General features: G+C 38.1%; 14 protein-coding genes and 1 pseudogene. 12 read left to right on the top strand and 3 right to left on the bottom strand.

Features of this window, described 5'->3' with window-relative positions; translation table 11 throughout:
- The first annotated feature begins 1,179 nt into the window (after positions 1-1,179).
- The 9 genes from MSKOL_RS13905 to MSKOL_RS13865 all read left to right on the top strand — a co-directional run bounded on the left by MSKOL_RS13905 (position 1,180) and on the right by MSKOL_RS13865 (position 9,367).
- Complete coding sequence (locus MSKOL_RS13905) at positions 1,180-1,440, top strand: HypC/HybG/HupF family hydrogenase formation chaperone (RefSeq protein ID WP_048121877.1); 261 nt, start codon at positions 1,180-1,182, stop codon at positions 1,438-1,440.
- Positions 1,441-1,459: 19 nt separating this feature from the next.
- A complete protein-coding gene (gene hypD, locus MSKOL_RS13900; RefSeq protein WP_048121875.1) occupies positions 1,460-2,578 on the top strand; it encodes a hydrogenase formation protein HypD in 1,119 nt (372 codons plus the stop codon).
- Positions 2,571-2,972 carry a hydrogenase maturation nickel metallochaperone HypA gene (gene hypA, locus MSKOL_RS13895; protein WP_048121873.1) on the top strand — a complete coding sequence of 134 codons (402 nt, stop codon included), beginning with the start codon at positions 2,571-2,573 and terminating at the stop codon, positions 2,970-2,972. Before hypD ends, hypA begins: the two co-directional genes overlap by 8 nt.
- A 46-nt stretch (positions 2,973-3,018) precedes the next feature.
- On the top strand, positions 3,019-3,687 hold the full coding sequence (hypB, locus tag MSKOL_RS13890) for a hydrogenase nickel incorporation protein HypB (protein WP_231592660.1): 669 nt from the start codon (positions 3,019-3,021) through the stop codon (positions 3,685-3,687).
- 207 nt (positions 3,688-3,894) lie between these two features.
- Positions 3,895-4,938 carry a hydrogenase expression/formation protein HypE gene (hypE, locus tag MSKOL_RS13885; protein WP_048157194.1) on the top strand — a complete coding sequence of 348 codons (1,044 nt, stop codon included), beginning with the start codon at positions 3,895-3,897 and terminating at the stop codon, positions 4,936-4,938.
- A gap of 547 nt (positions 4,939-5,485) precedes the next feature.
- Positions 5,486-5,833 carry a hypothetical protein gene (locus MSKOL_RS13880; RefSeq protein ID WP_048157192.1) on the top strand — a complete coding sequence of 116 codons (348 nt, stop codon included), beginning with the start codon at positions 5,486-5,488 and terminating at the stop codon, positions 5,831-5,833.
- Between the two features lie 442 nt (positions 5,834-6,275).
- Positions 6,276-6,662, top strand: coding sequence for a gamma carbonic anhydrase family protein (locus MSKOL_RS13875; RefSeq protein WP_369799526.1), 387 nt, complete (start codon positions 6,276-6,278; stop codon positions 6,660-6,662).
- A gap of 629 nt (positions 6,663-7,291) precedes the next feature.
- Complete coding sequence (locus tag MSKOL_RS13870) at positions 7,292-7,702, top strand: hypothetical protein (protein ID WP_048121858.1); 411 nt, start codon at positions 7,292-7,294, stop codon at positions 7,700-7,702.
- 630 nt (positions 7,703-8,332) lie between these two features.
- Positions 8,333-9,367: a hypothetical protein gene (locus MSKOL_RS13865; RefSeq protein ID WP_048157187.1), complete on the top strand. Its 1,035-nt coding sequence runs from the start codon at positions 8,333-8,335 to the stop codon at positions 9,365-9,367.
- Between the two features lie 826 nt (positions 9,368-10,193).
- Here the strand turns inward: MSKOL_RS13865 and MSKOL_RS13860 are convergent.
- A complete protein-coding gene (locus tag MSKOL_RS13860; RefSeq protein WP_048121854.1) occupies positions 10,194-10,487 on the bottom strand; it encodes a hypothetical protein in 294 nt (97 codons plus the stop codon).
- A gap of 635 nt (positions 10,488-11,122) precedes the next feature.
- Positions 11,123-12,556: pseudogene (gene tnpC / locus MSKOL_RS13855) on the bottom strand (IS66 family transposase).
- Between the two features lie 406 nt (positions 12,557-12,962).
- On the opposite strand from tnpC, the gene MSKOL_RS13845 reads away from it, so the two are divergent.
- Positions 12,963-13,361, top strand: a complete 399-nt coding sequence (locus MSKOL_RS13845; protein ID WP_048121852.1) for a transcriptional regulator protein — start codon at positions 12,963-12,965, stop codon at positions 13,359-13,361.
- A gap of 318 nt (positions 13,362-13,679) precedes the next feature.
- Here the strand turns inward: MSKOL_RS13845 and MSKOL_RS13840 are convergent, their stop codons facing one another.
- Entirely contained in the window at positions 13,680-13,892 is a 213-nt protein-coding gene (locus tag MSKOL_RS13840) for a hypothetical protein (protein WP_048121850.1), read from the bottom strand.
- A gap of 251 nt (positions 13,893-14,143) precedes the next feature.
- On the opposite strand from MSKOL_RS13840, the gene MSKOL_RS20400 reads away from it, so the two are divergent.
- Both MSKOL_RS20400 and MSKOL_RS13835 read left to right on the top strand, forming a co-directional pair.
- Complete coding sequence (locus MSKOL_RS20400; RefSeq protein ID WP_156151102.1) at positions 14,144-14,299, top strand: hypothetical protein; 156 nt, start codon at positions 14,144-14,146, stop codon at positions 14,297-14,299.
- Positions 14,300-14,340: 41 nt separating this feature from the next.
- The gene (locus MSKOL_RS13835; RefSeq protein WP_048157177.1) at positions 14,341-15,546 is read left to right on the top strand and encodes a serine/threonine-protein kinase RIO2; all 1,206 of its coding nucleotides are present in this window, start codon (positions 14,341-14,343) and stop codon (positions 15,544-15,546) included.
- Positions 15,547-15,691 lie beyond the last annotated feature (145 nt).

Here is a 15,691-nt window from a genome sequence, read left to right as displayed (position 1 = left end):
ATACATAAATTTACCACTAATGTTTTCAATGTAGGAATAGTATTTAAGGTTTTTTACACGCTCCAATAAATATATTAATTGGCTGCATTGGAGGGATATGATTCAATATCATATATAATAAGCTTCAAATATAAATAGCACAACTCAATGTACATTGTTGTGTATTATAGTACATATACGGGGAATTAAAGCCTCTTGAAAGAGAAAAGAGGATCAAAATAATTAATTTAATTTCAAAAGTTAAAAGTTACTACTGAAGTCGCAATTCATATTTAAAAACTTACCTGTATTATGACAAAACACATAAAAAGAAGATAAAATGCAGAAAAGTTTTGAAATGCAAAGAAAGAATCACTTATTTTTAAGGGATATTTTAGTATATTGAGCTTTCTCAACCAGAACTGAGATTTCATAAGAAGGAAATAGATGTAGCAACTGATCCTGTTTAACTCTCAAGTAACCAAAAGAATCCTGCTTTACTATAAAGCTGAAAAGCTTTTAATCCCGAGTTATCTCTATTAACTCTGATCTTCAGTGTTCTGAAAAGTACACTCAATAGAAACTTAAAACGGAAAAGAAGTGCTAAAGAAGCTGATCTTATTATGTGAAGCTAGAACATATATAATACTACTCAAGCCTCAATTACCTATGGCTTTTATATCTTGAGCATCCCGAGTTAAATAGAGCGGTTTTAGGGCCTTTTCAAAAACGTTTTTGAAGCAAGTAAAAGATTAGGGCAAAAAACATTTTTAAATTATGCAAGTGAAAAGAAAAAACAAAAAGAATATAATATAGAACCATAGAGTTTCAAAAAATAATTTTTGACAATGGATTTGTTTAAAACTTAAAATTAGGTTCTTGTTCACGATACCTCCATTTTTCTATCTGCGGCAAGTGGAGAATGAAAACGCGATCATTAAAAAGCAGCAGTAGAGAAATAAAAACAAGTAAGGGGATAAAAGCTGTTTAGCCAGTTAAGGAAGTAAAACTGGAGGGGTTTTTGCTCATTTGGTACCTGTAAATATATATACCTTACAAATATATATCTCTTGTAAATACATTACAAATATATATCTCTTGTAAAATAAGTCTTGTAAAAGCCTTAATACAAGAATTTATCTCATTAATAAATAATTTGTATAAACTAAAGGATTTTAAAAAAAAAGGGTTCGAGGAAACATGTGTATAGCTATTCCTGGAAAAGTAAAATCCATTGTAAACGAGAATACTGCAACGATTGACATGGGCGGAATCTGCAGAGATGTGAATATGGACCTTATGGGAGGCGCTAACGAGTCCCAGATAGGGAAACACTTTCTTGTCCATGTTGGATATGCAATAGCCGAAATCTCGGAAGAAGAAAGTGAAGAAACAATGCACCTTCTCAGACAGATTGCGGGACTTGAAGAGATAGAAACACCCGAAAGCGAATCTACCTGAAAGCGGACGCTGATGAAAAATGGAAAACGGGAATTCACCTTCAAAGCCAGCGGCTCCTGAACTTGAAAGAAAGCTCCTGGAAAGGATCAGAAGCTTGGATAAGCCACTTCGCATAATGCATGTCTGCGGGACTCATGAGCGGACTATAGCAAAATATGGGTTAAGGAGTGTCCTTCCCAAAAATATTGAGGTAATAAGCGGCCCCGGATGCCCTGTTTGTGTGACTCCTGAAGAAGATATTAATATTGCAATAGCCCTTGCAAAAAGTGGGGCAACCGTTGTCACTTTTGGAGACATGATGCGTGTTCCGGGTTCGGCCGAAAGTTTGCTGGACGCGAAGTCTGAAGGGGCAAATGTAAAGATGGTCTATAGTATTGATGATGCAATTGCCCTTGCAGAAAAAAAGCCAGAACTTGAGGTAGTCTTTTTTGGAATAGGCTTTGAAACTACGGTTCCTGCAAATGCGGCTGCTCTTTTAAGAAAGACCCCCGAAAACTTCAGCCTCCTTGCCTCGCAGAAGCAAACTCCTCCTGCAGTAGAATTCCTTGCCAGTGATGCAGATGTTGATGCCTTTATAGCTCCCGGGCATGTGGCAACTATAATAGGCACAAAACCTTTTGAGTCTCTTGCAGAAAAAGGCTTTCCTGTTGTCGTAAGTGGGTTTGAACCCGGAGATATTCTCCTTGGAATAAACCTGTTACAACTGCAGGCAGAAGAAGGAATCTCAAGAATAGATAACGGCTACCCGAGAGCTGTAAAACCTGAAGGAAACCAGATTGCCCTTAAAATCATGAATGAAGTGTTTGAAACCTCGGACTCTGAGTGGCGAGGCATAGGGAAAATCGAGAATTCAGGACTTGTGCTCAGAAAGGAGTTTGAGGAAAAGGACGCTGCAAAAAAGTATGAAGATTTGTATGCTTCTGCTCTTGAAGATGTCCGAAAGAAAACAGGAGGAAAAGACAAAAAACGCTGTATCTGCGCAGCTATCCTTACAGGAAAAGCAAAGCCTTCTCAATGCCCGAATTTCGGGAAAGAATGTACCCCGAAAAGTCCTGCAGGCCCATGTATGGTAAGCCAGGAAGGTATGTGTTATAACTGGTTCAGGTACTCAAGAGAAGGAGGCAACAGGGTTGCATGAATTATCCATTGCATGTGAAATTTTCGAGCAGGTAATGGCTACTGCCAAAGAGCACGGAGCCACGGAAGTTAAGCACGTAACTCTTCAGATGGGAAGATTATCTCATACTAATCCGGAACAACTTAACTTCTGTTTTAAAGTCCTTGCAGAGGAAAGTATTGCCAAAGATGCGGATTTTATTGTAGAAATGATACCGCCTTCCCTTGAATGTGAATGTGGATACACGGGAGCAATAGATGAAAAAAAGATACGAACGAAATGTGAATTCGAAAGTGAACTTCTGGCTTATGCGGCAGTTATGGAATGTCCAGTCTGCGGAAAGCCTGCCCAGCTTATAGGTGGAAGAGAGCTGATAATTAAAAGTATCGAGATCGAAACTGAAAACCAGGATTGAACCTCAAAAAGGTAAAAAATAAAAAATAACTCCCCAAGTGATGTTTATGTTAATGCATGTAATTGATATGGGACATGATGTCTACAAAGCAAATGATAAAGTTGCTGAAAAAAACAGAAAGAAACTTGACAAGTATCAGGTTTTCTCGGTAAATGTTATGGGTGCAATCGGATCAGGAAAGACCACTCTGATTGAAGAAGCTATCAGGCAACTTAAGGATAAGTATAGGATAGCTGTGATTGCAGGGGACGTAATCGCAGAAATGGATTCTTCCCGTTTCAGAAAACTCGATGTACCTACCATTCCCGTGAATACCGGAAAAGAGTGCCACCTTGATGCAAAACTGGTGGAAAAAGCCCTGGATGAAATCGATCTTAGTAACACGGATCTCCTTCTAATTGAGAACGTAGGCAACCTTATCTGCCCTGTGGACTTCAAACTGGGGGAACAACTGAGGGTTGTAATCGTGAGCGTGACCGAGGGAGACGATATTATCCTCAAGCACCCCATGATATTCAAGACTGCAAATCTTGCAGTAATAAATAAAGTTGACATTGCACACGCGGTTGATGTCGATGCCGAAAAAATGCGAAACGATATTCTTTCCTTAAATCCGAGTGTGCCAGTTATCCTTACTTCAAAGCATGACTGGGAAAGCCTGGAAACCTGGATTAGCTTTATCGAGCTTGGAGTTAAAAAAGCTCAGAATAGATAAGGCAAAGTTAAAAAGAATTAAGGTAGAACCCAGGTCAAAAAGAATTAAGGTAGAACCCAGGTTAAAAAGAATTAATCCGAGCCAGGGTTAATGAGGATAAAATGAGAAATCAGATTCTAGAGATTAACTCGAAGCTCGGACTAAAAAGATTTAAAGTAGATTGAGAAGATCCAGAAGGGTTTAAAAGGCGGAAAAAAGGAGACTTATATGAAATCAAATACCATTTCTCTTGAGCACGGTGCAGGCGGAGAAGTTATGCAGGCACTTATAGGAGAAATAATTCTTAAAAACTTTCACAATAAAAGTGCAGGCTCAATTGGACTCGAATGTCTTGATGATGGGTCCACAGTCAGGCTTGAAAGCTTCAACAACGGATGCGAACTTGTACTGACTACTGATAGTCACGTGATTACACCTGCCTTTTTCCCGAATACCAATATAGGAAGGCTTGCAGTTGCAGGCACTGTCAATGACCTTACGGTCATGGGAGCAAAGCCCCTTGCTCTTACCTGTGCAGTCATAGTCCCTGAAGGTTTTCCACTCAAGGAGTTTGAGGAAATAATTAAAACAATGGATAAAACAGCCGCAGAGGTTGGTGTACCCATAATAACAGGCGACACCAAAACCGTAGAGAAAACTGCGCTTGATTCTATTATCCTGAACACTGCAGGCCTGGGAATTACGGATAGCCCTGTAAGAGATTCAGGGCTTCGGCCGGGAGATAAAATTCTGGTCACAGGCACTATTGGCGACCACGGAATTTCGCTTATGGCTCACAGGGAAGGTTTTGACTTTGATACTGACCTTGCCTCGGATTCAGCCCCACTCTGGAAACTCATAGAACCCCTCCTGAAACTCAGAACCCCGGAGGGTGAACCCGTGATCACGGCAATGAAAGACCCGACCCGCGGAGGGCTTGCAAATGCCCTGAACGAGATGGCAGCAAAATCCGGAGCAGGCATTCTGATTGAAGAAGACTGGATTCCTTTCAAACCAGCCGTTTCCGCAGCCTGTGAGATGCTGGGCCTTGATCCCCTTGAGGTTGCAAATGAAGGAAAAGCAGTTATCGGAGTCAAACCCGGCTTTGAAGAAGAAGTGCTTTCAATCCTGAGGCAACACCCTTACGGCAGGGATGCAGCTGTTATAGGAGAAGTTACTCCAGATAAGAAAGAAGTAGTCCTGAGAAACCGTTTCGGTGGTATGCGTTTTGTAGATGTACCTGCCGGAGACCCGATTCCCAGAGTATGCTAAAAATCATCAGGCCCTAGACGAGATTGATTTATGATAAGATACTATTGGAATTGAGTTTTGACGTACAATCGTTTCCTCTCATTTAATTGGACTCATTTTTTATTTTTCCTTTTCCTTTTCCTTTTCCTTTTCCTTTTCTTTTTCCTTTTGTGTTATATTTTTGTCTCATTTTTTACTTCACTTTATCTTTTCATTTTCTTGTTCTGAGTGTCTATTTTTCATACTCTCTTTCTCAATCTCTATTTTTCATTTTCTTGTTCTGAGTATCTATCTTTCATACTCTCTTTCTCAATCTCTATTTTTCGTTTTCTCTTTCTCAGTGTCTTTTCAGTCTATATTTTCAGTTTACATTTTTATATATCTCTCAGCCACTAGTATCAAATAATGTTTAAAAGTAAATTACCTTATAGAAATTTGTAGTATAATGATAAAATAAGTTGAAAAGGTTTTAGAATAAGGCAGTCAGAGAAAAAAAACAATTTATAGAAGTATCCCAGGTAAATCTATCGAGCAGGAAAGTTACTGAAAATAGAAAGGAAGCCGAAATATGAACCGAGACCCAATTGTGGAACAGGAACTATGGCGCTCAGTTGCAGTATATTTTGCATCATTTTTGGTCGTGGGAGCCCTGAATATTGCAGGATACATATCAGTAGAAGGTATTGCAACTTTTATCCTGGCCTTTATTATAACATTAATTCATTTCGCACTCATGGTCAGATACAGAAGAAAAGAGCAGTTAACAGATCCTTCAATCTCTTCGATAATAGATCATTTACTTCAGCCAAAAAATCCTGAAAATCGAAACAGTATACACCCGGAATCCGGGCATAATTTCCTTTCTGTTTTGGCAATCCTGGTGATTGCATACCTTATTTATCGTTATGCAATTTAAGTAAGAATTTTGTAAAATTCACTTTTGAGACAATCCCAAAAGCAAGATGTCTTGAAGAAGTGTAATTATTGAGAAAAAGAAGAGAGTCTTATTCTGAAACAAAGTAATTTCCACTTAATTTTTCTGTTTTCTGATTTTTATAAAATATAAGGCGAAGATAAGATTGTTATCTACGGCAATTTTGGTTATAAAAAGCCTGAATGAAACTTTTGAGGTTCATAAAGAGCAAAGTTTCCTGTATGACATGAATTAAAATTGGAAAAGGATATAATTTATTCCCGAACAATAAGAAAAACTGAATTTGGAAAGACGGAGGGATATTCATGATAATGAATTTTAAAGGAAAAGCCCGAAAATTTCAGAGACGGCTTTTATTGCGGATTCTGCAGACGTTATCGGGGATATTGAAATCGGGGATTATTCAAGTGTATGGTTTAATGCCGTGCTTCGCGGAGACAGGAATAAGATAAAAATCGGGAGCCGGACAAGTATCCAGGATAACGTGGTAATTCATGCTGACCCTGAGAACGGGGTTCAGATAGGGAATAATGTAAGTGTGGGACACGGAGCTGTGCTTCACGGATGCAGAGTAGAAAGCAATGTGCTTATAGGGATGAATTCTACAGTATTGAACGGGGCTGAAATAGGAAAAAATTCTATTGTAGGTGCAAACGCGCTGATTCCTGAAGGGAAGAAATTTCCTGAGAACAGCCTGATAATCGGAGTTCCGGGAAAGGTTAAAAGGGAAATTGAGAAATCTGAGATTGAAGCCATAGCAGAAAATGCTGCCGAATATGTGGAATTTGTCAGAGAGTACAGGAAGAAGTGAGAAATACACGAAAGAACTGAAGAAGTGAATTACTACAAATTATCGAACTTTTATGGTTTAAACTGTGCACCTGGCTTGAAAAGAATCCAAAAATGTAAATGGCTGGGAGTATATTTTAGCAACATGCTAATTAAAGATATACGGTTTTAACGGAGTAGTATAATGGAGAAAAAAATGTTGCAGAATATGCGATGCAGAGGTTCATCAGGAAGTTAAAATCGGTCCTGATTGTGGCACAGAGAAAAAAATAGGAAAAAAGCCCTCCAATCGCAGCGCTATTATCCTGCGTAGTTTCAGGGCTCGGCCAGGTTTACGCAGGTGATCCTCTTCGAGGATTTGCAGTACTTGCTGCATTGGGAATTAGCTTATGTTTGATGGCTCTTTTAATTGGATTTGTTACGTTTGTCGGCGCCTGAATATTTGCAGTAGTAGATGCGTACAGGATGGTAAAAAGACAAAATCATGATATTGAGAAAAAAAGAAGTAACGTTTCAATATAATTATTTTACACATGCTTTATTTAAACTTTTTAAACTGAAGGAAGAATCAGTTTTTTTCTTTAGCTTTTTCCTTTAATACTTTAAAGTGCGTAAAGATTAATACGAATTCGAAAGGGAGATGAAACGAAAATGAGAAACATAAACATCCTGTATTACGGAAAAGTAAAACCTGTAGACATATATGAAAATATGTTTGAATATATAAAAAGTTCCGGCACTTCGGACTGTGAGAAAGATTACATTGAGGGCCAGCCTGAATATTTCGTAGAAGAATGGCAGGCAGCACTGGACAGCGAGGTGTTTTTTGGATATGATCCGATGAAAGATGCAGGAGAACTCGAGATTGACGGGCAAAGTTATACCCGTGTCGGCAGAGGAATATCCGAGTTAAGTTATGTACCCACTGACAGCCTGTCTGACATTCTGTATATTATTTATCACTGCGACCACAACATTAGAAAATGTAACTGCGTTAATGAGATTTTCCAGACAAAAGAAGAAGCAGAACAGAGAGCAAATGAGCTTAGAGAACAAAAATGAGCTTAGAGAACAAAAATGAGCTTAGAGGAAAAATGAGCTTAGAGAACAAAAATGAGCTTAGAGGAAAAATGAGCTTAGAAAAAATTGTTTTCTCCTGATCTTCCTTACTGGCAGGAAATATCATAAACAAAAATCTGAAAACGAAGCAATCATATTTATAGGTAGAATTGCCTGACCTGTGATATCAGTAGCTTACCATCTACCTGAAAAACAAGATCAAAGCTGTTTATAAAAAAGGAGTGAAATCCCTTTCAGAATTTCAACTCAGAATTTCAATATATAAGTTAGGACTACGAGACACTACTTTTTTATATTTTTTCAATAAACATATTTGTTTTTTAGATATAGAATACAAATCGTCGGCACTTATCAATACATTTTATTTTTTTGTAAAAGTGTGGCGCTCTATCATAGAACAATTAGTGGAGACGTTCAGAGTTACGGTTGAGTCAGAGCGGAACCCTGTAAAAACACCGGCCTACTATTCAAAGGAATTTAAACATCCACTAGTAAACTGTTAAATATTTATTTATATGTTAGCGGTGTATTATCTAACGAGTTTAATGTTTTATGCGCTAATGTGCTAATTTCGCAGTTAAACTATATTAACTAAATAAAGAGGCTAGTGACATGCATAAGGAACATGAACTAAACAAAGAAGCTGGAATAAAAATTAAAAAAGTGAAAACCGAAGTAAAAAAGAATCAAGGAATTAATGAGAAGTCTAGCTCCAGATCCCATTATGTCCCAGGCTCCTGGAAAGGGACAAAAATAAATCCGCAAATCAGTAAGATCAAGTACAGGCAGCGTTATGTACCCGGATTATGGAAGGAATCCGTAGAGACTTCAAGGGTAAAGAAGCTCGGGTATAAGCCGAAATACATACCCGGATTATGGAAAGCGGCAAAAGAGAATCCAAAGATGGAGAAAATTAAGTATAAACAGCGTTACATTCCAGGTCTCTGGAAAGGGACTGAAGAGACTCCAATAACAAAAAAAGGTGATCATAAGCCGCGTTATATTCCCGGTTTCTGGAAAGGAACTAAAATGAATCCGAAAATAGGGAGTCTCAGGTACAGGCAGCGCTACATTCCCGGGTTCTGGAGAGGAAATTCAGATGCCCCAAAAGCAGATAAATTCATTCACAAGCCAAAATACGTACCTGGATTCTGGAAAGGAACAAAAGAGAACCCTAAAATAAGTACGATCAGATACAAACAGCGTTACATTCCCGGATTCTGGAAAGGAACCATAGAAACTCCAGAAATGAAGAAATTTGACCACAAGCCGCGTTATATTCCTGGCTCCTGGAAAGGGACAACAAAGAATCCAAAAATCGGGAAGACGAGATACAAACAGCGTTACATTCCCGGATTCTGGAAAGGAACCATAGAAACTCCAGAAATGAAGAAATTTGACCACAAGCCGCGTTATATTCCTGGCTCCTGGAAAGGAACAACACAGAATCCGAAAATCGGGAAGATGAGATACAAACAGCGTTACATTCCCGGGTTATGGAAAGGACATGCAAAAAAGGATAGCTACAGACCTCGTTATGAGCCTGGATTCTGGAAAGGAACAAAAGAAGCTCCTAAGAGAAGTGAGAAGTTTAGCTACAAGCCTCGCTATGTACCCGGATCCTGGAAAGAGAGAACTGGAATCTGAGGGGTTAGCACCTGAACAGAATAATAAAATACTGGCAGGCCTGTAATATACATAATAATTAAACTGGTTATGATTGAAACTGATTATGATTGAAACTGATTATGATTGAAACTAATTATGATTGAAACTAATTATGATTGAAACTAATTATGATTGAAACTGATTATGATTGAAACTGATTATGATTGAAACTGATTATGATTGAAACTGATTATGATTGAAACTGATTATGATTGAAACTGATTATGATTGAAACTGATTATGATTGAAACTGATTATGATTGAAACTGATTGAAGTTTCATAATACTGTTTCCCAGTTCAATTGCATAAGTCTGATAGTTTCTGAGGCAAATAAGTACCTTAAAGTAAGAAACCAGTACTAATGAAAAGTTCAAGGCTAAAAATTAGTGGGGGTCTTTAGCCAAATCTGAAAAATGCGAAAGCTTACTTGTTTGATAGGATTTGAGAGCCTTCCTCTTGATTACTACATCACAGGAAACGACTTCCACTACATTATTTTTGTAGCTTTTTTATAATTATCCGGTTTCAACCTCTTGTTATTTAGATTATCCCAGCTTTTCATAATTAGCGGATCTCAAGGATTGTCTTTGATCCCTGTTTTCGACTCTGTTTTTGTCCTGTATTTTGACCCGTGTTGTTAACAGGTACAATTTTAAACGCATGAATGCCTGCTAAACAACCTGCAGAGTTTTAAGCTGAGCCAGTTCCCGGAGAGATGTGAAGATCCTTTAAATCCTCGTTTTGCAGGGGCTAAAGCCTGAAATATTCCCGAAATTCCACGGAGTTCGGGGAGAACTTTAAAAATTATACATTTCCTGAGACTGCATTCCGCAGGCAGGTTTCCCAGTCTTCAGGGTTGTCTATATTGTCGCACTGCCACTCAAACTCGCGCCTTGCAAGCCTGATAGTTGCACGTGCTTTTTTGAGTGGAACCAGCTCTTTTCCGACATCGCCAACTCCCCCTACTTCCAGGCAGCTTACGATATCGATCATAAACTTCTCCAGGATCTCTGGTGGTATCGATTCGTTCCTTGCGTGGATTTCTGTGCATTTTGCAAGATACTCTGCAAGTACTCGGATCAGTTTCTTGTCACGCATGATTGTAACTCCTTTGTACGATAAGTGGGGCAATTCACTCCGTCACACTGGGCTTTAGATTTGATGATCGCAACAATTATGACATTAATAAAAATGCAGACATATCTTCCTGAACTCAGCCCAGGATACTTCAATCCTGATTTTCCAGGGACAGTACCTCAAACAGCAATTAAAAATATGTATTTTCGAAGCTTAAAGCTTTCTAAATAATCGTATTTGAGAGAAGTTATATACACTTGGATACCAGCTGAAATATTAAAAGGTCGTATAAAATGTCTTCTCTACTACTTTTTATTACTCTCTATTACTTTCTACTATTTTTCTATTACTTTCCACTATTTTCTACTACTTTTCACTATTTTCTACTACTTTCTACTACTATATGTACACTGAATCATTTTTCCATTGAATTTCTAGTATGAGAGATTATGTTTGGATCATATGTAAACCTTAAAACTGCACACAATAAGGGATCATCATTCCAAAACCTACTTAAACAAAAATTATCGAAAATGAAATCTCGACCTGCCGAACCTAGGATAGACGTTTTAAGCTTGCAATTGTACGCTGGTTATGGACGCAAAAACCAGGAGTTAAGGTACAAAAAAAATTACATCAAATTTAATTGTAACTATTCAGGGTATAGCTAGCGGCGCTCCTTTGAGCGCCGCGAGAATACCCTCTAAAACAGGTAAACCATTCTTTCTTATTGTGGAAATATATGCTCTAATTCTGCAGAAAGCTTCCGCTCCCCGTGTAGTTCTGAAAGTTCCTGATATTTTCTGCTGTAGTTTCATCATCCTGACATCTCTTTCTGCTTGATTATTCTCAAACGGAACTTTCAAGTCTTTCAGGAATCTCAGAATCTTTTCTTTATGTTCTATAAACCTATCAAGCAGATTCCTTGCTTTGGTTTTTGGATACATACCACGTTTTCCTTGTCTTTCAGGATTTAGAGAAGGTGGATTTTCTTCAATTCCTTTCGCGACTACAGTATCGAACCTTTTTTCTAATGCCTTAACTTGTTCAAAATCCAGATATTTGCCCTGCTCTTTGCACTCATCAGTATACTTTTTCATTTCAGATAACAGCTCATTCATATCTTTAGCCCATTGCTGTTTATAACTCTCCTCAATTCCAATAAGTTCTCTTTGGAGATGGGCATTGCAAAGAGCATGATCACAATTATAACCGTTGTAAGGTTTCCATCCATCATGAACTGCTACCCCTTTAAACTCTGGAAGAATTCCCATAGCATCAATAGCTTCTGATCCTCTTTTCGGATGAGCAAAATAACAAGTGTATTTGTCAGTAGAAGCTACATGAAGCCAATGTCTTTTTCCGTGAACTTTCATTCCAGTTTCATCACAATGGATAACAGGAGAAGAGAGTAACTTTTCTCGAATTACGTTTTCAAATTCTTCAAGATTCAGGAAACATTCTCTTTCTGCTTTAATAATGGTAGCAGAACAGATTTTTATCCCCATTACATCATGAAACAATTCAGAAATCCTTTCGTAAGGAATGAAATGGTGATTTTTAAAGTAAATTGCCGAGGACAAAATATTAGGACCATATTGAACTGGGGAATTTACTGATTCTGGAAATTCAGCTTTATTTAACCTTCCACAGCAAGGACAGATCTTAATCTGACTTTGATGTTCTGTAACAATAAGATTTACAGGCGGAATATCAAAAACCTGTCTTACCTCATAAGCTTCAACTTCAACATCCTCAAGATTCTGGCCGCATTCTTCGCAACAGTTCAAAGAATGCTCTATTACCTAATCAGGATTATCTACCATTTCGAGAGTTGCTCCTGGATGACCTTCTTGACCTCCAGGTTTCTTACCACTCTGTTTACGCAGACTCTTGGGCTTAGTTTTTCCTTTGACAATAAAATCAGTAGAAGGAGGTTTACTGCTGTTTCGGCTGTTTTGATTTAAGCGAAATTCTAAAACTTGCAATCTTTCTGTAAGTTCTTTAATTTGAGATTCAAGACTCTCGATGTAAGCAATAACTTCAGGGTTTGAAGCACACAGGGCAAGAATCTCTTCGCGTTTCATCAAAGGTAAAAATAACTTATTGTAGATCCAATTTTTCCTCTAAAAGAGGAAAAATTGTGTAGCCTTAACAAGGCTACCTGAATAGTAACATTTAATTTTAAGTTCACGTTTTATAAAACCTGTTTTTTGGGCAAGTTTCTTTAACCGCATTTCAGGAAAAATATTCCGGTCGTGGTTTCAAGAGTAGGGGAGATTGGAACATCATTGAATAAATTGAATATATTTAAGTACTATTAAATCAGTGGCAAGAATGACATTTTAAACCTTAACCGATGACCAATGAAGATACTATTTTCGTGCAAATGTATATATTTTAAAACTGTTTATAAGTTATTATCTAATTTTTAAAGTAATTGTAAAAGATATAGCTGACAAACTATTCATAAACTCGAAATATCAGGAGGGTATCATGAAAGACTCTGAAGTAAAAGTTTTGGACGAAAATGACTATGTTTTTATTAAAGCATTAAATAATCTTGGAATGTCACGAAATGCCGCTACAACCATGGCATATCTTATGAATGTAGACGAAGCTTCATCCCGGGAAATTGAAATAAGCACCGGATTAAGGCAACCCGAAGTCAGTCTTGCAATGAGGTTAATGTGCAACCATTCCTGGGTTAATATGCGCTCGGAAAAAAAGCCTGGAAAAGGGCGGCCGATGAAAATTTATTCTCTTGCTGTCCCGGTTGAAGAGATCATAAGTTTTTACGAAGACCGGATTTACAAAGAATCTCAAGCAACCATATCAGCAATCAAAAAGCTGAAAGTGATGAGCAAACAAGTGCCTCTTGCTTCTTCAAAGTGAATGATTTCAAACAGGGTTAGCTCCATAATGGTTGACAATCCTTTTTTGGAATTCACTATTATGGAGTAAAAAAACATTTAATATTGACAACTTGCTTGTGTGTAACTTTGTTTAGCTTTTCAATTTCTCATTTTTATTGTGCATCTGGTCCTCTGATAATCAAGACCTTCATGCCGGATATCCTAAGCCTGTCCTTATCCCAAGCAATAGTCTTTGCAATTGTAAATGGGTTCAGGTATATGTTTCTGGTCAGATATGTGGAGTATACGCCTTCGATTCCTGGTTTTAGTGGCTCTTACTAACTAAATTTTCCTGTACTTAATCTAATTCAATTAAGTTGTGGGTCAATAATAAGGCTGCGACCTCATTTAATGTCAGTTTAAGTTCTGACTTTCCTTTAAATAGTTCGTCATGGATCGCAATTAAATACCTTTTATTCGGCGGGATATACCAGTAGGGATGCGATAAAACCCCATTTTCATAAATTAACGATAACTCATCTATTTTATCTAAGACAGTTTTTTTATCCATGGTTCCTTCAAAAATAATTTTTATAGTTTTTCAAGCTCCTAGATAAAAGATAAACGTTTTTCAATGTCGAGGTTCTCTCTTGAGTCCCCCACATTTCTCTAATATCTCTTATTAACTCCCTTATATACTCTTCTAAAATTGCTATTTTGTTTTATTTCAATCCCTGGGCAAAATAATTGGTAGAAAGCCCTTTTCTCGCCCTGCTCTTTAAAGCCCGATAAGAGCGTGTGCTTATCTTCCAGATATGAAGGTTGGAGGATAAGTTAGAGGATGAGGATAAGTTAGAGGATGAGGATAAGTTAGAGGATGAGGATAAGTTAGAGGATGAGGATAAGTTAGAGGATGAGGATAAGTTAGAGGATGAACACTCGGCTGGCACAACTCTAGCATCGAAACTGGGTTCATGATACCTATTATTTAAATATCGAGGACTATATCTAGTATCAAGATGATCGACGAAGCGCTGAGGGTTTTTAAAGATCTTAACTCAAAGGATTTCAGAATCCTGACTGGCATTGAGACCGGAATGAAGCATTTTGAATGGGTGCCAATGGAAGAACTAAATAAATACACCAGGCTGCCCTTTGAGAAGCTTGAATACAAGCTAAAAAAACTTGTGAAAAATAAGCTTGTAGTCAGGAACACCCAGCCTTACGAGGGTTTTCAGATTTATTTTGAAGGATACGATGTCCTTGCCCTTAATGCCTTTGTCAAGCGAAAGAGTATCAGTGCAATAGGGGACGAAGTCGGGGTAGGAAAGGAATCGGTTATCTATGAAGCAATCCTCCCACCTGAGCTCGCAATTGGGGAACCTGTTCCTGTTGTAATCAAGTTTCACAGGGAAGGAAGGACCAGTTTCAAGCAAATAAAGCGTGTACGTGAGCACCTTGGGGAAAGGGAACACTTTTCCTGGATCTATGCAGCCAGGCTTGCAGCCCAGCGGGAGTACAACATCATGACCACTCTGTATCCAGAGGTCTCAATCCCGAAGCCCTTTGACCACAACAGGCATGCAATAGTTATGGAGCTTGCAAAAGGCAGTCTTCTTTCAAAAACAAAACTTATTGACCCCGAATGGTATCTCGATGAGATCCTTAAACAGGTAAAAATTACCTATTCACTTGGAGTCATCCACGCCGACCTAAGTGAGTATAATATATTTGCTTCCGAAGATGGCGTCCAGCTAATTGACTGGCCTCAGTATGTCACTCCTGAACATCCTCACGCCGACGAAATTCTCGAAAGGGATGTTTCAAATGTCCTGACTCATTTTTTCCGAAAATACGGAATTAAAAGGGAGCTTGATGAAACAATCCGCGAAATTAAGCGTCAGGCAGGTAAAAACACAGAGGATATAATAGAAGGCACAGAAAGCGGGACTAGCAGAGGTACTGTAGAGGAAGGGGAGCTTGAGGAAGCTCTGGAAGAAGGCTTTGAAGAGGATATTGAAGAGGATATTTTTCAGGAAGAAGACTTTGAAGCTGAAAAATTTGAGGCCGAAAATTTCGAAGCTGAAGAATTTGAGGTAGAAGAATTTGGGACTGAAGAATTTGAGGCTGAAGAAATCGAAGCCGGCAAAATCGAAGCCGAAGATCGAAAAGTACAGGATTTCAAAAAAGCTGCCTCGGAAAAAGAGACTTCAGATAAAGAATGAATTACTTCATACGCGATCAAATTACATCAGATGAAAATTCAGTATTAAACTCGGTGAGAAACAGGGAAAGTTCATGTTATATAGGAATAGAAGGCGAAAATGTAACTGATTATTTGTTTTTTTGTCTGGATTAATTTAACAGATT

Source organism: Methanosarcina sp. Kolksee (assembly GCF_000969945.1).
Classification (GTDB): Archaea; Halobacteriota; Methanosarcinia; order Methanosarcinales; family Methanosarcinaceae; genus Methanosarcina; species Methanosarcina vacuolata.
Note: the sequence above shows the minus strand (reverse complement) of the source record. Positions and strands in the feature narration are given on the sequence as shown.

Excerpts from the sequence above, each read along its gene's own strand:
- MSKOL_RS13905 (WP_048121877.1), top strand. The coding sequence starts at position 1,180 with ATGTGTATAGCTATTCCTGGAAAAGTAAAATCCATTGTAAACGAGAAT.
- hypD (WP_048121875.1), top strand. The coding sequence starts at position 1,460 with ATGGAAAACGGGAATTCACCTTCAAAGCCAGCGGCTCCTGAACTTGAA.
- hypB (WP_231592660.1), top strand. The coding sequence starts at position 3,019 with ATGTTAATGCATGTAATTGATATGGGACATGATGTCTACAAAGCAAAT.
- hypE (WP_048157194.1), top strand. The coding sequence starts at position 3,895 with ATGAAATCAAATACCATTTCTCTTGAGCACGGTGCAGGCGGAGAAGTT.
- MSKOL_RS13880 (WP_048157192.1), top strand. The coding sequence starts at position 5,486 with ATGAACCGAGACCCAATTGTGGAACAGGAACTATGGCGCTCAGTTGCA.
- MSKOL_RS13870 (WP_048121858.1), top strand. The coding sequence starts at position 7,292 with ATGAGAAACATAAACATCCTGTATTACGGAAAAGTAAAACCTGTAGAC.
- MSKOL_RS13865 (WP_048157187.1), top strand. The coding sequence starts at position 8,333 with ATGCATAAGGAACATGAACTAAACAAAGAAGCTGGAATAAAAATTAAA.
- MSKOL_RS13860 (WP_048121854.1), bottom strand. The coding sequence starts at position 10,487 with ATGCGTGACAAGAAACTGATCCGAGTACTTGCAGAGTATCTTGCAAAA.
- MSKOL_RS13845 (WP_048121852.1), top strand. The coding sequence starts at position 12,963 with ATGAAAGACTCTGAAGTAAAAGTTTTGGACGAAAATGACTATGTTTTT.
- MSKOL_RS13840 (WP_048121850.1), bottom strand. The coding sequence starts at position 13,892 with ATGGATAAAAAAACTGTCTTAGATAAAATAGATGAGTTATCGTTAATT.
- MSKOL_RS13835 (WP_048157177.1), top strand. The coding sequence starts at position 14,341 with ATGATCGACGAAGCGCTGAGGGTTTTTAAAGATCTTAACTCAAAGGAT.